At 67.2% G+C, this 19112-nt stretch carries 16 protein-coding genes, 1 pseudogene and 1 riboswitch; of the genes and pseudogenes, 10 read left to right on the top strand and 7 right to left on the bottom strand.

All coding sequences use genetic code 11. From position 1 onward, the window contains the following. On the top strand, positions 1–649 hold a 649-nt coding region (locus tag NFU08_RS20440), incomplete at its 5' end, for a hypothetical protein (protein WP_309296850.1). Positions 650–694: 45 nt separating this feature from the next. Here NFU08_RS20440 and NFU08_RS20435 read toward each other — a convergent pair. From NFU08_RS20435 to NFU08_RS20415, 5 genes are all read right to left on the bottom strand, one after another. After that, positions 695–3493, bottom strand: coding sequence for an HAD-IC family P-type ATPase (locus tag NFU08_RS20435; RefSeq protein ID WP_251425872.1), 2799 nt, complete (start codon positions 3491–3493; stop codon positions 695–697). A 17-nt stretch (positions 3494–3510) separates the two neighbouring features. Next, positions 3511–4518 carry a polysaccharide deacetylase family protein gene (locus NFU08_RS20430; protein WP_251425870.1) on the bottom strand — a complete coding sequence of 336 codons (1008 nt, stop codon included), beginning with the start codon at positions 4516–4518 and terminating at the stop codon, positions 3511–3513. Between the two features lie 50 nt (positions 4519–4568). Then, positions 4569–5018, bottom strand: coding sequence for a universal stress protein (locus NFU08_RS20425; protein WP_251425868.1), 450 nt, complete (start codon positions 5016–5018; stop codon positions 4569–4571). A gap of 97 nt (positions 5019–5115) precedes the next feature. Beyond that, positions 5116–6816 carry a DUF4389 domain-containing protein gene (locus NFU08_RS20420; protein WP_251425867.1) on the bottom strand — a complete coding sequence of 567 codons (1701 nt, stop codon included), beginning with the start codon at positions 6814–6816 and terminating at the stop codon, positions 5116–5118. 65 nt (positions 6817–6881) lie between these two features. Beyond that, positions 6882–7748, bottom strand: a complete 867-nt coding sequence (locus NFU08_RS20415) for a universal stress protein (protein ID WP_174182031.1) — start codon at positions 7746–7748, stop codon at positions 6882–6884. 178 nt (positions 7749–7926) lie between these two features. On the opposite strand from NFU08_RS20415, the gene NFU08_RS20410 reads away from it, so the two are divergent. The 3 genes from NFU08_RS20410 to NFU08_RS20400 all read left to right on the top strand — a co-directional run bounded on the left by NFU08_RS20410 (position 7927) and on the right by NFU08_RS20400 (position 9986). Continuing rightward, entirely contained in the window at positions 7927–8220 is a 294-nt protein-coding gene (locus NFU08_RS20410; RefSeq protein ID WP_174182029.1) for a hypothetical protein, read from the top strand. A 117-nt stretch (positions 8221–8337) separates the two neighbouring features. Beyond that, positions 8338–8598 (top strand): SHOCT domain-containing protein, encoded by a 261-nt coding sequence (locus NFU08_RS20405; RefSeq protein ID WP_174182027.1) that lies wholly within the window; start codon positions 8338–8340, stop codon positions 8596–8598. A 32-nt stretch (positions 8599–8630) separates the two neighbouring features. After that, positions 8631–9986: a phenylacetate--CoA ligase family protein gene (locus NFU08_RS20400; RefSeq protein WP_174182025.1), complete on the top strand. Its 1356-nt coding sequence runs from the start codon at positions 8631–8633 to the stop codon at positions 9984–9986. Positions 9987–10011: 25 nt separating this feature from the next. Here NFU08_RS20400 and NFU08_RS20395 read toward each other — a convergent pair whose 3' ends face one another. Beyond that, a complete protein-coding gene (locus NFU08_RS20395; RefSeq protein ID WP_174182023.1) occupies positions 10012–11208 on the bottom strand; it encodes a globin domain-containing protein in 1197 nt (398 codons plus the stop codon). A 249-nt stretch (positions 11209–11457) separates the two neighbouring features. On the opposite strand from NFU08_RS20395, the gene NFU08_RS20390 reads away from it, so the two are divergent. From NFU08_RS20390 to NFU08_RS20375, 4 genes are all read left to right on the top strand, one after another. After that, positions 11458–11640, top strand: a complete 183-nt coding sequence (locus tag NFU08_RS20390; protein ID WP_174182019.1) for a hypothetical protein — start codon at positions 11458–11460, stop codon at positions 11638–11640. A gap of 66 nt (positions 11641–11706) precedes the next feature. Beyond that, positions 11707–12684, top strand: coding sequence for a ribonuclease Z (locus NFU08_RS20385; RefSeq protein ID WP_251425865.1), 978 nt, complete (start codon positions 11707–11709; stop codon positions 12682–12684). Beyond that, on the top strand, positions 12681–14123 hold the full coding sequence (locus NFU08_RS20380; RefSeq protein ID WP_174182017.1) for an APC family permease: 1443 nt from the start codon (positions 12681–12683) through the stop codon (positions 14121–14123). Before NFU08_RS20385 ends, NFU08_RS20380 begins: the two co-directional genes overlap by 4 nt. Further along, a complete protein-coding gene (locus NFU08_RS20375) occupies positions 14120–15595 on the top strand; it encodes a YdiU family protein (RefSeq protein WP_174182015.1) in 1476 nt (491 codons plus the stop codon). The genes NFU08_RS20380 and NFU08_RS20375 overlap by 4 nt, the downstream gene beginning before the upstream one ends. A gap of 139 nt (positions 15596–15734) precedes the next feature. On the opposite strand, the gene NFU08_RS20370 is transcribed toward NFU08_RS20375, so the two are convergent. Next, positions 15735–16574, bottom strand: a complete 840-nt coding sequence (locus NFU08_RS20370) for a LysM peptidoglycan-binding domain-containing protein (RefSeq protein ID WP_251425863.1) — start codon at positions 16572–16574, stop codon at positions 15735–15737. 3 nt (positions 16575–16577) lie between these two features. Continuing rightward, a riboswitch (cyclic di-AMP (ydaO/yuaA leader) is annotated at positions 16578–16779 on the bottom strand. Between the two features lie 271 nt (positions 16780–17050). On the opposite strand from NFU08_RS20370, the gene NFU08_RS20365 reads away from it, so the two are divergent. Both NFU08_RS20365 and NFU08_RS20360 read left to right on the top strand, forming a co-directional pair. Further along, positions 17051–18025, top strand: a complete 975-nt coding sequence (locus NFU08_RS20365; protein ID WP_251425861.1) for a dienelactone hydrolase family protein — start codon at positions 17051–17053, stop codon at positions 18023–18025. Positions 18026–18326: 301 nt separating this feature from the next. Beyond that, positions 18327–19112: pseudogene (locus tag NFU08_RS20360) on the top strand (lytic transglycosylase domain-containing protein); the annotation flags it as partial.

Below are 19112 nucleotides of genomic sequence, written 5' to 3'. Positions count from 1 at the left end.
CCCCTACTCTGGGAGGGTGGCTGCCGAGGGATCCGTTGCGACGCACGGAAACACGTTCCTACCCCGTTGGGTGGGGTGGGTGGGCTGTGGCGAGGCCCTGGGATTCCTTGCCCCTGCCACCGCCCAGTTCGTCTGGGCTGCCGTATGGCCCACGGCGGCAGTGCCGCTGCTGGTGCTTGCAGGCTTTGTTGAGGGTGCCGTCCTGGGGTGGTTCCAGGTGCGGGTTCTCAGGACCAGGCTCCCCGCCGTTTCCGCCCGGCGCTGGGTGTTGCTCACGGCTGCCGGGGCCGTTGTTGCCTGGACTGTGGGCCTCACCTTTTTCGGCAACGGGTCCTGGCAGGGATGGCCGGCAGCAGCCCAATTCATTACGGGAACCGGGGCCGCGGTGGTGCTCCTGGTGTCGATTGGCTGCGCCCAATGGTTCGAACTGCGCCGCCACGTCCCGCTGGCCTGGCGGTGGATCGCCGGAAGTGCCGCCGCCTGGGCCCTGGGACTGGGAGTCTTTATGGCAGTTGCAACCCCGCTCTGGCAGCCTGGCCAGGACCTGTGGCTCACAGCCGCCATCGGGATGGGGGCGGCCGTCCTGATGGCACTGGCCATGGCCGCAGTGACCGGCCTGGTGATGGTCCGGCTCCTGCCAACGCCATGAGGACGCTGCCCCGGTGCGGCAAAGATGCTGGAATGCTGGACCTGCCTAGAACGCGTGGCGCCGGAAGCGCTTGTCCACGGCGACAACGAGTGAAGCCAGCACGGCGATGCCCAGGATCCGCAGCCACGTGTCCACGCTGATGGGGGCCGTGTGGAAGAGTCCGTTCATCACCGGTGAGTAGGTGATGGCCAGCTGGCCGGCCGCCTGCACCAGGACGCCCAGGATCACCCAGCGGTTGCTGAAGAAGCCGATCCGCCAGACAGACCTCGTGAGGGAACGGCAGCTGAAGAGGTAGAACAGTTCCACCGCCACAAAGACGTTCACGGCGGCAGTCCGGGCTTCGGCAAGGGACGCACCACCGGCCAGTTCGAGTTCGAATATCCACCAGGTGCCTGCCACGAGCAGGGTGGAGACCAGCAGGATACGGAGCGTGAGGGTCCAGGTCAGGAGTGGCCTGCCGGGCGCCCGGGGTGGGCGGGACATGAGGCCCGGCTCCTTCGGTTCGAAGGCCAGCATCAGGCCCAGGCACACAGCGGTGGTCATGTTGATCCAGAGGATCTGGGTGGGCAGGACGGGCAGCGTTGCTCCGGCCAGGATCGCCACGAGGATCACCAGGCCTTCCCCCATGTTGGTGGGCAGCGTCCAGACGATGAACTTGGTCAGGTTGTCAAAGACGTTCCTGCCTTCCTCGACAGCTGCCTCAATGGTGGCGAAGTCATCGTCGGTGAGGACGATGTCCGAGGCCTCCTTCGCCACTTCCGTCCCCGACCGTCCCATGGCGATGCCTACGTTCGCCTGGCGGAGTGCCGGCGCATCGTTGACGCCGTCCCCGGTCATGGCGGCCACGTGCCCCCGGGACTGCAGGGCGCCGATGAGGCGGAGCTTCTGCTCGGGCGACACCCGCGCGAAGACGGTTGCGCGCTCCACCGCATCCGGCAGCTGGTCTGCGGGAATCGCGTCCAGCTCGGTTCCGGTCAGCGCTGTCCTGTCTGCCCGATCCGCGGTGATGCCTACGGCCCCGGCGATGGTTGCGGCCGTTCCCACGTGGTCCCCGGTGATCATCTTGACGGCCACTCCGGCCTGGTGGCAGGCACGGACTGCCGCCGCGGCCGCCTCCCGCGGCGGATCGAACATCGCCTGGAGTCCTGTCAGCGTCATGTGCCCGTGCAGGTTTGCGTCGGAGAGGGCGGTGCCGGCAGGCAGGTGCATAACGGCAGTCGCCAGGACCCGCAAGCCTGTGCCGGCAAACCGGTGGGCAACCTCCAGGACAGCCTGCGTAGTGAGGTGCCCATCGACGCCGTGGCTGTCCATCTGCCTGGAGCACAGCTCCAGTACCCTTTCCACGGCGCCCTTCACCAACACGGTGTCCTGCCCGGTGGCGCTGCCGTCCGGGAGCCGGGGGGAGTGGAGTGTGGCCATATATTGGCGCTCCGACGTGAACGGCAATGCGCCGCGGCGCGGGGTGGCGGCGAGGAAGTGCGCAGCGTCCACGCCGCCCTTGCCGGCGGCCACCAGCATCGCGGCCTCCGTGGGATCCCCCTGGACCTGCCAGGCGTCCCCTTCCCTGATCACTTTCGCGTCATTGCAGGCGCCGCCCGCCAGCAGGGACCAGTGCAACGCAACGTCCGCCGTCGCCGTCGCCGCCGCCCCACCAGCCTCTTCCGCGGCGCCGCGGACACCTGCACCTGCGGGAAGGATGCGCCCCTCCGGGCCGTACCCGGAGCCAGTCACGTCGTAAGCGCCGGCCGGAGTCCAGATGGCCCGCACCGTCATCTGGTTTTCGGTGAACGTGCCGGTCTTGTCAGAACAGATCACGGTGGTGCTGCCCAGCGTCTCAACAACCGGCAGCCGGCGCACCACCGCCCGGCGCCTGGCCATCCGGCGAACGCCGATGGCGAGCGTTACCGTGACCGCCGCGGGAAGGCCTTCCGGGATTGCCCCCACCGCCAGCGCGACGGCGGCAGTAAACATTTGGGCGGGCTCCTGGCCGCGTGCCACGCCGGCAAGGAAGGCCACGGCGGCCAAGGCAAGGATGGCCACGGTCAGCGTCATGCTGAAGCGTGCCAGCTTTTGGGTCAGGGGGGTGGCCACCGGCTGGACCGCGCCCATCAGCCGATGGATCTCACCGAGCTCCGTCTCGCCGCCGATGGCGACGACGACCCCGGCGCCCGTGCCGGCCGTCACCAGGGTGCCGCTGTAGACCATGTTCCGGCGGTCCGCCACCGGTGTGGTCAGGGGAAGGACCACCTCGTCCTTTGCCACTGCGTCGGATTCGCCTGTCAGCGCGGATTCGTCCGCACGCAGGCCGGACAGCCGGACCAGCCGCAGGTCGGCCGGGACCTTGTCGCCGGCGTCGAGCAGGACCAGGTCTCCGGGGACCAGGTCCTCCGAGGGAACCTCCTGCCTTTGCCCGTCCCTGACCACCACCGCACGCGTGCGGACCAGGGAGTGGAGTGCATCCAGGGCAGCCTCTGCCCGTACTTCCTGGACAAAGCCAATCACCGTGTTCACCAGGACGACGGCCAGGATGACGCCCGAATCCAGGTACTCACCAAGGAACAACGTGACGGCCGCCGCTGCCAGCAGCACGTACACCAGCGGATTGTTGAACTGCCGCGCGAGTTTCCGGAAGATCCCCCCGCCGCGTGAGCGCGGAAGGACGTTGGCGCCGAACTGGACCTGGCGGCGGGCCACCTCCGCGGACGCGAGGCCCTGCACGTGGTCCGTCCCGAGCAGCAGGACCACCTCATGGAGGGGGAGTCCGTGGTGTGCGGGGTCAGCCGTTCCGCCGGCTGCCGCAGCCGGACGCCTGCCGGTGGATCTCGCCTGCTTGGTCTTTTCCATGACTGGCCCTTTCTCTCCTAGGGGGCCAGCAGCGCGTCAAGGGTGGCGAAGCCGTACCCTGCGGCGCTGATCCGGTCGATGATGTCCGGCAGCGCGTCGGCGTCAAGCGTGGAACCGTCGTCGGGATTCGAACCGATGTGCATGAGGACGATTTCGCCCGGCTGCAGGGCGGCCAGCGTGCGGTCCGCGACCGCCTGCGCGGTCACGCCGCCACTGGTTCCCTTCCACCCCAGGGTGTCCACGGTCCACCGGACCGCAGCGTAGCCTAGGCTGTTGACAGCGGCGATGGTGCGGGCATCCCGTTCACCGAAAGGAAAGCGGAACAGCGGGCGCGGATCGCCTCCGGCCGCCAGGATGGTTTGCTCCGCTCCCCGGACCTGCCGGGCTATCTGCGTGCCGTCCAGCCCGGTGAAACCCGGATGGGTCATGGAGTGGTTGGCCACCCGGTGCCCCGCGGAGACAATCTGGCCCACCCCGCCGGGGTTGGCCTCCACCCAGTTGCCGGTGAGGAAGAACGTGCCCGTGACCCCTTTGGCTGACAGGGTGGACAGGATTTTCGGCAGGCCCGCCGTGTTGGCACCGGCATCAAAAGTCAGCGCCACCACGCGGCCCGCGTTCGGGATGGCCGTGAGGTCCTGGCCCAGGAGCGCGGAAGGGAACGGCGCCGCCGGCGGCCCTGGATCCGGCGCAGGGCCGGGTCCGGCGTCCGGCGCGGACGGTGGGACCGGGACGGGCGGCACAGTGGCGGGTGGCTGGACAGGATCCTGCCCTGCCTCCGGCGTTTCCGTCGATGGCTCCACGGGCTGGGATGGAGAGGGCTGGGCTGTTGAGGGAGAGGCGCCGGAAGCAGCCGGGCCGGGGCTGGTGGACGCGCCCGGGGCAGTGGAGGGCGCCGCCGGCTGCGGAGGACTTTCCGCCGGTTCCCTCAGAAGGACGGCAAGAACGATGGCGAGGACAATCAGGGCAAGCACGACGGCGGCTACCGCCATCCGCCGTCGTGCGTCACCTCGCAGCGGCTCCGTCAACGGTCTGCGCCTGCCGTAGTCCCGGCCACGTGGACCTCCTCCGGAATGTCCTAGGACTGTTCATCCGGGGTGTGGACCACCAGCACCGGGCAGTGGGCGTGGGCCACCAGGGCTGAGCTGACCGAGCCCAGCAGCAGCCCGCCGAAACCGCCGTGTCCGCGCCTTCCCACCACCACCATGTCCGCGTCGCGGCTGGCTTCGATCAGCGATTCGCGCGGATGGCCGCGGACCAGGCTGGGAATAACGTTCGACGGCGTTTCGTCACCGAACGCTGTTTTGACCGCCTCGTCGAGGATCTCCCCGGCGCGCTCCTCAAAGCCTTCAATGCCCATCATCACGTAGCCCGCATAGACCTGCGGGTAATCCCAGTAGGCGTTGGCCAGGACCTTCGCGCCCAGCGGAGTTGCCAGGCGCTGGGCCTGCCGCAAGGCTTCGATGGACGGTTCCGAGCCGTCGACGCCCACAAGGATGCGGGCAAATGGTGCTCCAGCAGTACTCATCTCAGCTCCTCAGGTGACCCGTGCGGTCCATCGTAATGATGTCCCGGCGGGACGACGGGAGGTAGGGCCGAAAGTCACTGCGGGGGTTCCCGGCAGGTTAAGGGAGAGTCGCTGGTGGCTCCTGCAGAGGTGGTTCCTGGCGTGGCCGTTCCTGGTGACCTGGTCCCACCACCGCGGGCGGGACGTCGGCGGGCCCCTGGTCAAGCCGGAACGGCGGGTATTCATCGCGCATCAGGGCGGTGTAGGCCAGGACGCGGTAGATCCAGCGGTTGATGCCGAGGATGAAATCGAACAGCGGCCGCTGGTACCGTCCGGTGAACAGCAAGGCAACCACGGCGACCAGGACGAGCAGGCCCAGCAGGGACGGGCCTGTTGCGCGCTCGTAGGTGGTGCCCAGATCAGTGGTTTCCGCCTCCCATGTCCATGTGGCGCCGGACAGTGCTGCGATGATCAGCAGATGCGGGAGGGACAGGAGCCACCACTTCACCAGGACCAGTCCGCGCGAGAGCCGCTCCGGGTAGTCCACTTCGAAGTCCGCCGGATAGTCCGTGCGTGCCAGGGTGAAGGGCGGGTAGCGGTCTGTGCCCGCGGCGGCGTAGGCGTAAAACGCCACCCGCCAGTTCCACCGCAGAACTCCCACGTTGAAGTCGAACAGCGGCCGGGGGTAGCGGCCGGTAAACAGGATGGCGAAGCCTGCCACAATCGTGGTCACGAGGAACGCAAACCACAGGAAGACCAGCACGATGAAGTGCGGGATCGCCAAGAACCACTTGACCAGCCACATCGCCCGGGACAGCGCGGGGTCAAGGTCACCGAAGAGCCGGGCGGGATAAGGGGCGCGGTCTACCCGGTCTGCGGCGCCGGGGAGGGGCAGCGGCCGAACTCCTTGGACCGCGGCTCCCGGCACGCCCGGCGCTCCCTGGGTGCCGGGGGCTGATGCCCCGATCCCTCCTCCTGCATACCCGGGCGGCGGTTCCTGTCCGGGCATTGGGGCAGACCCGGCCGCGTTGCCAGGCGGTGGGCCATACCCAGCTGCGTAGCCCGGCTGTGTGCCATATCCCGGCCCGTAACCTGTTGGCGGTCCGTACCCGGGCGGCGGTGCGGCAGGTCCGCGGGGATACTGCCGCGCGTGCCGGCCGAGCCCTACGGCGCCCAGGACCAGCAGGGGGATTCCGATGGCCAGTGCAACGGCCCCTCCCACCAGCAGCCCCGTGGCCGCCGGCATGATCAGATCGGAGCGGAAGCCCGCCTGCACCTCGGCGTCCACCCCAAGGCTGCCATCGGCGTTCATGATGACTATTGCCCAGCTGCCGGCCGCCAGGTCCCAGGTCAGTTCCTGTTCACCAGGGCCTGAGGCGGACGTGCTCCAGAACGCCTGCTCAGCAGGCGGTGCGGGCGTGCCGGTGCCTGGAATGTCACGGTATTCGGCCCGGAAGGGCCGGCTGTCCACTTCAAGCAGTTCCGAATGGTGCACGCCCGAAAGGTACCGCTCAACGTCGTCCTGCGGGGCAACCCCAATGAAGATCTCCTTGCCCGGGTCCGCGGACGTGGCCCGCAGCCTCAGCGTCCCGACGTCGAAAGGCAGGCGGGGCGGGATACCCTCGCCCACCGCATCAAGCCGGGGCGAGGTCAGGGCGTGGGACCCGACGGCCAGGCGGGCGGTGCCTGACGTGAGGTATCCGTCTCCCTGTGCGGATCCCACTACCGATGCCACCGCGCCTCCGGCCAGAGTGGCGAGGCCAACCATCGAGATGAGGATCCCAAGGATGAGCATTATTACTGAAGCAGTCTTCTTCATGGTGCCAACCCGGAACATAGGAGGAGGGACAGAAAATGAGCAGGAGAAGCGGGGGCCGGTCCGGCCTAGTTCTTGTTCTTGCTGGCCTGGATCCTGGTAATGACGGTGGGGCACGGCAGGTGCCGCAGAACGCCATGGGCCGTGGAGCCCAGCAGGAGCCGCTGGATCGCGCCCCTGCCGCGGTTGCCCACCACAAGCATCCTGGCGTTCAGGGCGGCATCCACCAGGGCTTCAACTGGACCCCGCTCGGTTTCCAGCACCTGGCGTACCTGCAGGCCTGGATAGTCCACCTTGAGCCCGGCCACCGTCTCGGCCAAAACAAGGCGCTCCTCTTCGGCGATCAACTCGGCGAGGCTCGTGGATGTCAGGCCGGCATCCACCACCCGGTCCGGGGCGATGATGGCATACACCACGGTCAGTTCGTCACCTTCCCGGTCTGCCTCTGCTGCGGCGAAAGCCACGGCCTGGGTGGCTTCCTTTGAACCGTCAACACCCACCACCACGCCGGAGCGGCCCTCCAGGTCCTGCGTTCCCACCACGGCCACCGGAACCTTCGAAGAGGCTGCGACCTGAAGGGCCCGGTCGGCCAGCGAACCGCCCAGGTGGCCGGTGCCCGAGCCGATGACCAGCATGGACGCCTTGGCTGAGTACTTCGCAATTGAACGTCCTATGCTCCCGGTGAGGAGCCGGGTGGTAATGCTGATGGGGAACGCGTCCCGGACGCGTCCGGCCGCCGTCTGCAGGAGCCGGTCCCCGGCCTCTTCCATGACGCCGATCCATGGGTACGGCTCCGCCACCCACCTGTCGTCCACAACATGAAGGATCACCAGGGGCAAACCGGCCCGCTCCGCCCGGCGTGCAGCCCACAGCACCGCCGCCTGGCTCTGCGGTGAGTCGTTGGTGGCAGCCGCGATTGGTTTACGAGTTGTCATGGCCGGATCTCCTGGTTCGCGCGGGCGTGGTCGCTTTCAAGACTGGCCCCGCGCCCACGGCAGACATAGGGCCAAAGGTCACGGCAAAATCCCGGCGTTGATGCGTTGTCAACAGCGCCACCATGTGGTCAGTATGCTTACTATCGTTACTCCAGCGGTTCACGAGAAAGGCATCACCATGACGGAACAGAACCTTCCCGACGAGGGTCTTGAAATTGTCCAGGATGACGACGTGCTCCTTGATGAGACGCCCGGCGCGGCTGCCTCCCTTGAACTTGACCCCGTGCATGGCGAGCCGGACAGCTACCCGGGCGCGGCCGAGAATAATCCGGACCGCTGGCAGGAGGATCCGCTGATCCAGGATGAGCCCGTTGCCGACGCCGAGTTTGGCGAGGCCGCTGCCAGCGATGCTGAGGAAACCTACGGCGGGTCGCCGCTCAGTGAATTCGAACCGGACGATCTGGAGCGTTGAGAAGCCGGAAAGCACGTAAGCCGGGCAGGTGAAGCCAGGGGACGAAAGACTCTGGCCCCCGACGGCCCCCTGCCGGGATAGTCGAGCAAGTGCCGGCAACAGGGCGGAGGAGCAGCGATGATGTACTGGGACGGGAACATGGGCGCCTGGGGTTTCGTCCTGATGGTGGTGAGCTTCATCCTGTTCTGGGGTGCGGTCATCGCTGCCATCGTCCTTTTTGCCCGCTCCATGTCCCCGGGTAACCGCGGGCGCGGAAGCGCCGGTCCCGGTCAAAGCGCGGCGGAGGACCTGCTTGCCGAACGCTTCGCCCGCGGCGACATAGACGAGACGGAATACACTTCGCGGCTGGCGGCGCTCCGCCGCGCCCGCGGAGCCTAGGCATCCGGCTGCCAGCTCTTCGCAGGTGGGATATGGACCTTCGGATTGTGTCCCGGGTGTTGTCCCTCCGCGCTGCCTGGCGGAGACGGGACCAGTGGGACGCCATGAAAATCGCCGCACATCAGGAACACGCACTGCAGGAACTGCGCCGCGCAGCCTATGCGGGTTCAGCATTCTACCGGCGCCATCATGCCGGCCTCCAAGAGGCGCCCTTCGGCCAGTTGCCTCCAGTGACCAAGGCAGACCTCATGCGCCACTTCGATGAGGCCGTGACTGCGCCGGGCCTGAAGCTTGCAGATGTGGAGCAGCACCTCAGGTCGCTGGCCGCGGAGGACGGAGACCCCGGCGTGCCATGGAGGGGGCGCTGGTGGACCGCAGCGACGGCTGGAACCGCGGGGCCGCGCGGCACCTTCATCTGGAACCGTTCCGAGTGGGCAACCGTGGTGGCTTCCTACGCCAGGGCGAACGACTGGGCAGGAATCAAGGCCGGGCCGGGCCGTCCACTGAAACTGGCGCTGGTTACGTCCCGCGTCCCCACGCACCAGTCCGCCGTCCTTGGAGCGTCACTGCGCTCCGGGCTGGTCCCGACGCTCCGCCTGGATGTGGCAGCCCCGATCGGTGAGACGGTGGCCGCGCTGAACGGGTTCCAGCCCAGGGTACTTGTTGGTTATCCCTCAGCCCTGGGCCCTCTGGCGGTGGAACAGTTGGCCGGCCGCCTGAGGATCTTGCCACAGGCAGTGATGTCAGCCGCCGAGGTGCTTACGCCCGTCGCCGCCGAAGAACTGGAGAAGGCCTGGGGGAGTGCGCCGGTGGATGTTTACGCTGCCACCGAAACGGCCGGCATCGCCTCCCCGTGTGTCTACCGCAACAGCCACCTCTACGAGGACCTGCTGATCGTCGAACCCGTAGACCAGGGCGGGAACCCGGCACCGCCGGGAGAAACGGGGGCCAAGGTGCTGGTCACAGTCCTGTTCTCACGGACCCTTCCCCTCATCCGGTACGAAATGTCGGACAACGTAAGGCTGGGCGGCCGGGGCTGTCCGTGTGGACGCTCCTTCACCCTGCTGGAGGACATCGAAGGTCGGATCGAGGATGTCCTGGAACTGCCCGGTACGGCGGGTCCGGTCAGGGTCCACCCCATCGTCTTCCACCACGTTCTCGACCAGGCAGCTGCCGGCGGATGGCAGGTGGTGCAGGAGCCGGCGGGGCTGCGCGTTCTGCTTCTGGGCCTTGCCGCAGGAAACACCGCCCAGGGGGTCCAGGCTGCGGTCGCCGGCGCGCTCCACGCCGCGGGGGTCATCGGGACACCCGTTGACGTGGGGATGGTGGACCACCTTGAACGGACACCGCTGGGCAAGGCGCCCTTTGTCCGCCGGCTTAGCCGCTAAGCCTGTCCGCCCAAGGTGGTTTCCCCTACTGGAAGTCGGCCTGCCAGAGGTCCGGACCGAACACTTCGTACTGGATGTCCTTCGGCGGAATGCCCTTGGAGATGAGGCTGCTCCGCACGGACTGGAGGAAGGGCAGCGGGCCGCACAGGTAGTACTCGGCGTCGAGCGGGAGTTCGACGTCGTTCACGTCCATGAATCCGGTAAAGCCGGAGGCGTCGGCGTCCTGGTTGAGGAACCAGGTGTGCATGGTGCCGTCGGACAGCAACTCAAGGTCCCGGGCGACCTGCCGGCGCAGGGGAAAAGATTCCGGGCTGTCGTCGGCATGCAGGAGCATGACCTGGCGCTGGCTGCCGGCCTTCACCAGATGCGAGAGCATGCCCGCCATCGGCGTCACCCCGATCCCGGCACTGGCCATGACCACCGGCCGGTCCGTGTACTCCAGTACTACATCCCCGAACGGGGCTGAGAGCACCACTTCGTCCCCGACTTTGACGTCGTCGTGCAGCAGATTGGACATTTCACCGTCGGGAGTTCCCTGCCCGTGCACCCGCTTGACGGCGAAGTGGCGGTGCCTGCCGTCGTCCGCGCGGGTAAGGCTGTACTGCCGCGGCTGGTGGACGCCGTCCTTCATGCGCATCTTGATGGTCACATACTGTCCCGGCAGGGAAGGCTTCACCTCCCTCTCGTCGACGCGCTCCACAACGAAAGTGACGACGTCGTCCGTCTCCTGGATGCGCTCAGCCACCCGCCAGGTGCGCCAGATGGTCTCCGGTGACAAGTGCACAGCGTTGTACAGCCCCCGCTCCTGGTTGATCAACATGTTGCCCATCAGCCAGTAGACCTCGTCCCACGCAGCAGCCACGTCCGGCGTTACGGCCTCGCCGAGCACATCAACGATGGCCCAGAACAGGTGCTCGTGGACAATCTGGTACTGGTCAGGGCTCAGGCCCAGCGAGACATGTTTGTGGGCAACCCTGGACAGCAGGTGGTCAGGCAACTGGTCCGGTTTCTCCACGAGGTAACGGGCGAACGCTGCGATGGATCCGGCCAGCGCCTGTTGCTGCCGGCCGTCAGCCTGGTTTCCCCGGTTGAACAGGCCGTCCAGCAACTCCGGCCGTGCCTCGAACATGTGCTGGTAGAACCGTTTGGCGATCTCCTGGATATTTTCGCCGACCACAGGCAGCGTTGCCCTGATCACGGGGAGGGAGGTGTCTGAAAGCATGATGGTTACCTTCCGGATAACGGGTTTCCTGGCGCGGGGGGTGGCCCAAGGCGTGCAAATTTAGCAGCCGCACCAGCTCGCCGGTAGGGACCACCGCCCCTGTTCCCGAGCCACCCGGGCCACGTTGCAGACTCAACCTCACGGTGGGGGATGTTTGGCCAATTTCCTCGACCTGCGGCCAAACTAGGCTAAAATCATAAGCAGGCTGATGAATATCGGTTGGCAGGATCACTACTGAAGGAGTTTCACATGAACTTGGGAAGCATGATCAAAAATGCCGCTGGACGATTCGCAGGCAGGACGGGGACCGGCGGGGCTGCCCGCGGGACCGGGCTGAACGCCACCGGACGGACGCCCGGCACCACGGGTGCCGCAGGTGCAAGGCCGGGCGGCGCAGCCGGCAGGATCATGGGAATGCTCCGGCGGCGCTAAGCCGCCGCCGCATCCAACAAAGCAGGTACCGGAACTTCCGGCACCTGCTTTTTGGCCCTTAAAACCATGCGCGAGCTCGTTGTCCTCGGCACCGCTTCCCAGGTCCCCACCCGGACCAGGAACCATAACGGCTACCTCCTGCGCTGGGACGGCGAGGGCCTGCTTTTTGATCCGGGCGAGGGCACGCAGCGCCAGATGATCCACGCCGGGGTTTCCGCAAACATGGTCACCCGCATCTGCCTCACGCACGTGCACGGTGACCATTGCTTCGGGCTGCCGGGCGTGCTCTCGCGCATGGCCCTCGATGCTGTGCCCCACCCGGTCCACCTCCACTATCCGTCCTCCGGCGCGGACGTGGTCCGCGCCCTGGTATCCGTCAGCACCCCGGGTATCGACCTCAGGCTGCACCCGCACGGTGAAGGCGGACCGGTAGCCGAAGGGCTTGACGTCCGTCCCCTCAGGCACCGCATCGAAACCTACGGCTACCGGCTGGCCGAACCGGACGGCCGGACCCTGCTGCCGGAACGCCTGCGCGCGGCAGGGATTGCCGGGCCGGACGCAGGGCGCCTGCAGCGCCAGGGGACCCTGGGCGGGGTGCGGCTCGATGACGTCAGCGTCGCCCGCCCGGGCCAGCGTTTCGCCTTCGTCATGGACACTGCGCCCTGCCCGGGCGCAGAGGAACTTGCCGACGGCGCCGATCTCCTCGTCGCCGAATCGACCTTTGCCGACGACGACGCCGGGCTGGCCGGCCAGTACCGCCACCTCACGGCAGGGCAGGCGGGAGAGCTGGCGGCACATTCCGGCGCCCGGAGCCTGGTGCTCACGCATTTCTCCTCGCGGTATGGCGGCGACGCCGCACTGCTCTCGGCCCAAGCGCGCGCCCGTGCGGGTACTGCTGCGGTCATCGCGGCAGAGGACCTGCAGCGCATCGGCTTTCCCCAGCGGCGGCGCTGGTCCCAAGGCGCCGTGCTGCAGCACGGGCCGCTTACCGCATCGATGCCGAACCCCTCATCCAGCCAAGCCAGCCATGGAGGTCACTCATGAGTGCAGCTTCAGAAGAAGTGTCAGACGTTACTGCGCATGGCAAGGAGCCCACCCTCAAGAGAGTGCTTGGACCCAAGCTCCTCCTGCTGTTCATCGTGGGGGACATCCTCGGCGCCGGCGTCTATGCGGTGACCGGGACCATGGCCGGCACCGTGGGGGGAATCGTCTGGCTGCCGTTCCTGCTGGCCTTCGTGGTGGCCACGCTGACCGCCTTCTCGTACCTTGAACTGGTGACGCAGTATCCCCAGGCGGCGGGGGCTGCGCTGTACACGCATAAGGCGTTCGGCATACACTTCGTCACTTTCCTGGTGGCCTTTGCGGTGGTCTGCTCCGGAATCACCAGCGCGTCCACCTCGGCGAACGTCCTGGCGCAGAACTTTTTTGGCGGCCTTGAGATTAACGGCTGGATGGGCAAACCCGGCCAGGGCGTGATCACCGCGGTTGCCCTTGGATTCATGCTCCTCCTGGCCGCCATCAACCTGCGTGGGGTGGGGGAGAGCGTCAAGTTCAATGTGGTGCTCACGGTGGTGGAGATGGCCGCATTGTGCATTGTGATCGGCGTCGGGTTCTTTGTCATGGCCCAGGGGACCGGAAACCCGGGCGAGATCTTTGTCTTCAACGACTCCCAGGACAAGGGGCTCTTCCTGGCCGTCACCGCAGCCACCTCCATCGCGTTTTTTGCCATGGTGGGCTTCGAGGACTCGGTCAACATGGTGGAAGAGACCCGGAATCCCGAGAAGATCTTTCCCCGCACCATGCTCACCGGCCTGGGCATCGCAGTACTGCTGTACATGCTGGTGGCGGTGTCCGTGGTGAGCGTCCTCTCGCCCACCGAACTCGAGGGCATCCGGGAAGCTGAGGGCGCTGCCCTGCTTGAAGTGGTCCACAAGGGCTCACCGGACTTCCCCATCGACAGGGTCTTCCCCTTCCTGGCAGTCTTCGCGGTCGCCAACACGGCCCTCATCAACATGCTGATGGCCAGCCGGCTGATTTACGGCATGGCCCGCCAGCACGTCCTGCCCGGTGCCTTGGGGAAAGTCCTTCCGGTCCGGCGCACCCCGTGGGCCGGAATTGCCTTCTCCACTGTCCTGGCACTGGGCCTCATCCTGTACGTCACCAGTGATCCCGAAAGCAACATTGTGGCCAACCTGTCCGGCACCACAGCCTTCCTGCTGCTGTGCGTGTTCACTGCGGTCAACGTGGCCTGCCTGGTGCTGCGCCGCAAGCGGGATCCCCACCGCAAGGTCTTCTTCACTTCACCCGGCCCGCTCCCGCTGGTGGCCGCCATGCTCTGCGCTTTCCTGGCCGGGCCGTGGGTGGGCAGGAACATCATCCAGTACCAGATCGCCGGCGGACTGATGGCCATTGGGGTCATCCTGTGGCTTATCACCTGGCTGATCAACCGCAGGACAAACGACGGCGATAGGGTTGATTCATGACTGCAGCAGCAGAATCAACTGTCACCTTCGAGGGACTATTCGCCAGTTCACTCCCGGAACTCGCTGTTCCCTGGCAGGCTGAGGAAGCGCCCGAACCCGGGCTCCTGGTCCTCAACGATGCCCTCGCCGGCGAGCTGGGACTTGCCCCCGAATACCTCAAGACCCCCGAAGGCGTGCGGCTGCTCCTGGGGAACCACGTCCCGGCCGGCGCCACCCCGGTTGCCCAGGCATACGCCGGGCACCAGTTCGGCGGCTACTCGCCGCTGCTCGGCGACGGCCGGGCGCTCCTGCTCGGCGAACTGGTGGACGTTGCCGGGCGCCGCCGGGACATACATCTCAAAGGCTCCGGCCGTACGCCCTTCGCCCGGGCAGGCGACGGCCGCGCCGTCGTCGGCCCCATGCTGCGGGAATACCTCGTCAGCGAGGCAATGCACGCCTTGAACATTCCCACCACCCGGGCCCTGGCCGTTGTGGCCACAGGACGCCCGGTGCGCCGGGACACGATGCTGCCCGGCGCCGTCCTGGCCCGGGTGGCCAGCAGCCATCTCCGGGTGGGCAGCTTCCAATATGCCCGGGCCACGGACAACATGGAGCTCCTGCGCCGGCTGGCGGACCATGCCATCAGCCGGCACTACCCGGCCGCAGCCCGGGCGGAACATCCCTACCTGGAACTGTTCGCCTCCGTGGTGGCCGCCCAGGCCGGGCTGGTGGCCCGGTGGATGCTGGTGGGGTTCGTGCACGGCGTCATGAACACGGACAACATGACCATTTCCGGCGAAACCATCGACTACGGCCCCTGCGCCTTCATGGACGCTTTCAACCCCGGTGCCGTGTACAGCTCCATCGACGTCGGCGGCCGCTACGCCTACGCCAACCAGCCGGTGGTGGCTGAGTGGAACCTTGCGCGGCTGGCGGAGGCCATGCTGCCGCTCTTCCATGAGGACCAGGAACAGGCAGTCGCCCCCGCCGTGGAGGCGCTGGGGAAGTTCCGCAGCCACTACAGCGACGCCTGGTTCAACGGCATGAAGGCAAAGCTTGGTATCAAAGGCGGACCGGCCGGAAGCAAGGAGGGAGACGAGGCATCGGAACTGGTGGACGGGGTAATCGCCCTGCTGAAGGACGGCCCTGTCGATTACACACAGTTCTTCCGGAGCCTGGGCCAGGCTGCCCGGGGCGATGACAGGCCGGCGCGCGGCATGGTCCTGGATCTCGCCGCGTTTGATGCCTGGGCTGGGCGCTGGGCAGCCCTGAAGCCCGACGCCGGGCTGATGGACAGCGTCAATCCGGTGTACATTCCCCGGAACCACCTGGTGGAGGAAGCGCTGGCGGCTGCAACGGAGGGGGACATGGCCCCGTTCAACCGTTTCCTGAATGTGGTGAGGTCCCCGTTCCAGGAACGCCGGGGGCTGGAACGCTACACCGAGGGCCCGCCGGAAGGCTTCGGCGCCTACCGGACCTTCTGCGGCACCTGACCCGGGAAGGCGCCGGCCTCCGGACGGATCCGGAATAAAAAGCGTGGACGCACACAAGGGCGGCAGCCGGGAGAACCCGGCTGCCGCCCTTGTGTGCAGTGGCCTGGCCCTTACGGGCCGGCTGCTGTTGCCGTGGTGACTATGCCACCCGGACGAAGGAAGCGCCGCTGAGCCAGCTGATGGAGTGCACAGCAGTCTGGTTGCCGTTTACGCCGCCGCTGACAACCTGGCCGTCGCCGGCGTACACGCCTACGTGGCCGGCGGTGATCACCAGGTCACCGGGGGCGGGGGTGCCCACGGTGGTGCCGTACTGGTAGAACTGGCCGGGGGCCAGGTCACCAACGGACTTGCCGACGGTGCGCAGGGCCTTCTCCACCATGGCGGTGCAGTCCTGGATCTGGCCAACCTGGCCGTAGGCGTTGGCCAGGATGGCTGCACCGGCGCCGCTGCCCGTGGCTGCAACCGGTGCTGACGCGTAGGACATGTTCATTCCGGTGTTCGCCGGGGCGGCGGCAGCGGTCTGGACAGGAGCCGGTGCCGGTGCTGCAGCCGGTGCTACGTAGGCTGCGACCGGAGCAGAGCCCGCCGCGGGAATCTGGATCTGGTCACCGGGGTAGATGATCGTGGAGACTGAAAGCCCGTTGGCTGACAGGACGTCATTCAGGCTGACACCGTGCATCGACGCGATGGCACCAAGGGTGTCGCCCGATACAACCGTGTGGACGTTGCCGGCCGCTGCGGCGGGGGCTGCAACTGCCGCAGCGGGGGCGGCGGACGCCTGGACGCTAGCGGTCTCGGTGGTGTCCGGACCGTTCACACCGGCGTGGGCCGGGGCGCCGACGCCGAAGGCAATGCCGGAGGCTGCTGCTACGGCGAGAGCCGGACGGCCCAGGGACTTGGCCGAAACAGCCAGTCCCTCGATCACGATGGAGCGGGCCGGGGTTGCGCGGTGACGGGCAGTGGTGGAATTTTTTGACACAGTTGATCGCCTCTCCCATGCCTGCGGGGTGAGCTGTCGGGTTCGGGTTGGAGATACCCGGCCGGTAACAACTCCGAATGGAACGGAGGCGCTATCGACTTAACCCCAAGGCCTTCTGAAGGCCGCGGAAACTTGGTTCCCCCGTCCCTGCCAGCTGGAAAGCGTTGGTTCCCGGGTCAGTGGCAGGGCTCGGCATTCTGACGGGGAATGTCCCGTCTGGGAGGGACACCAGATGACCATAACCCGACTTAGCACCCATTGTCACATTTGGATAACATGCGAGGCGGTTCTCTCGGTTGCGCCATCGACTGGATTTCGCGTGCCATGGGGCTGTGGGTACGGATACAAGGCGCGCCGATTTTGCAGAGAGTGTTTTTTATCACAAAGCGATAAAGGTGGGAGCAGAGACCGCCGGGAAACCTTGTCCGGAGCTGGCTGGGGGAGGAGTATGTTCGGCACCCCCGAGGAGGCAGACCGTGACGCAGCTTGGCAAGTTTGAGAGATACCTGATCGAGGAATTCTTCGATGACTACCGGTCCGGCGCGCTGAGCCAGCGGACCTTTACCCGGCGTGTCGCCTTCATCACCGGCAGCATGGCGGCAGCGTCGGCGGCAATGCTGCTGGTGGGCTGTACCCCCACTGAGGTGCCACGGAGCACAGACCCCATGCCCACCCCGGAACCTTCCCCGACGTCCGCTGCGGGGACCGCGGGGTCGGGTGCGGTGCCCGGGGCCAAAAGCCCGCTCTCCGTCCCGGAGGGGGCGCCAGGATTGACGACGGCGTCCGTTCAGTTTCCGTCCGGCGGCGCCTCCGTTAGTGCCTACCTGGCCAGGCCCGGGCAGGAAGGGCGTGCTCCTGCCGTGCTGATCTGCCATGAGAACCGCGGGCTGACGCCCCATATCGAAGACGTGGCCCGCCGGTTCGCGAAGGAGGGGTACGCGGCCCTCGCGCTCGACCTGCTCAGCCGCGAAGGCGGGACGGCCGGCATGGACCGGGACGCTGTACCCGGCGCCCTCACCCAGGCCGGCGCCCAGCGGCACGTGGCCGACTTCGCCGCAGCACTGGAGTACCTCCGGGCCCAGGACTTCGTGGACGGCGGCCGCGTCGCCATGACCGGCTACTGCTTCGGCGGCGGCATCACCTGGCAGGCGGCCACCGAGCTGGACGGCCTGAAGGCAACAGCGGCGTTTTACGGACCTGCCCCTGACCTGGCCAAAGTGCCGGACATCAAGGCGGCCGTATTCGGGGTCTACGCTGAACTCGATCAACGCATCACCGGGCCCATGCCTGCGCTTAAGGATGCGCTGGCAGCCTCCGGCGTTGTCCACCAGCTCACGGTCTACCCCGGCGTGGACCACGCCTTCCATAACGACACAGGCGACCGCTACAACGGGGCCCAGGCGACGGCCGCATGGAACGACACCCTTGCCTGGTTCGGCCGGCATCTGTAAAGGGCCGGCCCTTCTGCCCTTGCCGCCACCGTAGCTGCCTCCGGTCCATAACGATGTAGAAACGTCCGCCTTCAACCTGAGGGTGAAGGCGGTAGGCTTCCCGACTATGTGCCGGTTCGTTACCAAACCCAGGGCGCGGCTCGCCGCGGCGCTTGTTTCGTGTGCGCTGGTGGGAACCCTATGGCTTACCCCAGCGGGTGCTGCGGAGGTCCCGCCCGGTGATTACCCCTCCTGGGAGGAGGTACAGGACGCGAAAGAGAGCGAAGCCGGGAAAGCCGCGGAAATTGCAAGGATTGGTGGTTTGCTGTCCGCCCTCCAGGACCAGTCCGAGACCACCGGCTCCGTGGCGGTGCAGGCAGCGGCGGAGTATGCGGTGACGGATGCGGCCTTGCAGGCTGCGTCTGCAAGGGTGGAAGCCCTGGCCGCGCAGGCCGCGCAGGCCGACTCCGAGCTGGTCCGGCACAGGAAAGAGCTCGGTGCGCTGGCGGCCCAGTCATACAAGACCGGTGGTACCAACATGGGGTTCTTTGTTGCCCTCGACGCCGTCCAGGGCAACACCGTGCATGGGCTCAACGTGGTGCAGATCGTGGGGGACAAGACCGCCGCGCTCGTGCACAAGGCGCAGGCCGCAGGAAAGATCGCTGCTGCGCTGGCGGCCCAGGAACAGGCTGCGAAGGATGAGCGCGGGCGGCTGTCCCTTGAAGCCGAAGCCAGGCTCACGGAGGCCCGGTCAGCCCAGGACGCCGTGGCCCGCCAGGCTGCGGAGGAGAAGCAGCGCAGCGAGCAGTTAACGGCGCAGCTGGCGTCGCTCAAGGGCACGACGGCGGAGGTGGAGAACGCCTACCGGCAGGGCCAGGCGGCGCTGGCTGCCTACGAGGCATCCCAGGCGGCCAAACGCGCCGCGGCGGAAGAGCAGTCCCGCCGTCAGGCCGACGCAGCTGCCCGGGCCGCGCCGCTGCCCGCCGCCCGGCCTGCGGCACCGGAAGCGCCCCGGCCCGGCGGCCCGGCCCCCGCGCCTGTCAATCCGGCTCCGGCGAACCCGGTCCCGGCAGACCGGAGGAAGCCCTCAATGCGGGTCAGGTCCGAA

Origin of the sequence: Pseudarthrobacter sp. NCCP-2145 (assembly GCF_023708005.1) — a bacterium.
In the GTDB taxonomy this organism is placed as follows: Bacteria; Actinomycetota; Actinomycetes; order Actinomycetales; family Micrococcaceae; genus Arthrobacter; species Arthrobacter oxydans.
Note: the sequence above shows the minus strand (reverse complement) of the source record. Positions and strands in the feature narration are given on the sequence as shown.

Excerpts from the sequence above, each read along its gene's own strand:
- NFU08_RS20435 (WP_251425872.1), bottom strand. The coding sequence starts at position 3,493 with ATGGAAAAGACCAAGCAGGCGAGATCCACCGGCAGGCGTCCGGCTGCG.
- NFU08_RS20425 (WP_251425868.1), bottom strand. The coding sequence starts at position 5,018 with ATGAGTACTGCTGGAGCACCATTTGCCCGCATCCTTGTGGGCGTCGAC.
- NFU08_RS20420 (WP_251425867.1), bottom strand. The coding sequence starts at position 6,816 with ATGAAGAAGACTGCTTCAGTAATAATGCTCATCCTTGGGATCCTCATC.
- NFU08_RS20415 (WP_174182031.1), bottom strand. The coding sequence starts at position 7,748 with ATGACAACTCGTAAACCAATCGCGGCTGCCACCAACGACTCACCGCAG.
- NFU08_RS20410 (WP_174182029.1), top strand. The coding sequence starts at position 7,927 with ATGACGGAACAGAACCTTCCCGACGAGGGTCTTGAAATTGTCCAGGAT.
- NFU08_RS20405 (WP_174182027.1), top strand. The coding sequence starts at position 8,338 with ATGATGTACTGGGACGGGAACATGGGCGCCTGGGGTTTCGTCCTGATG.
- NFU08_RS20400 (WP_174182025.1), top strand. The coding sequence starts at position 8,631 with ATGGACCTTCGGATTGTGTCCCGGGTGTTGTCCCTCCGCGCTGCCTGG.
- NFU08_RS20395 (WP_174182023.1), bottom strand. The coding sequence starts at position 11,208 with ATGCTTTCAGACACCTCCCTCCCCGTGATCAGGGCAACGCTGCCTGTG.
- NFU08_RS20390 (WP_174182019.1), top strand. The coding sequence starts at position 11,458 with ATGAACTTGGGAAGCATGATCAAAAATGCCGCTGGACGATTCGCAGGC.
- NFU08_RS20385 (WP_251425865.1), top strand. The coding sequence starts at position 11,707 with ATGCGCGAGCTCGTTGTCCTCGGCACCGCTTCCCAGGTCCCCACCCGG.
- NFU08_RS20380 (WP_174182017.1), top strand. The coding sequence starts at position 12,681 with ATGAGTGCAGCTTCAGAAGAAGTGTCAGACGTTACTGCGCATGGCAAG.
- NFU08_RS20375 (WP_174182015.1), top strand. The coding sequence starts at position 14,120 with ATGACTGCAGCAGCAGAATCAACTGTCACCTTCGAGGGACTATTCGCC.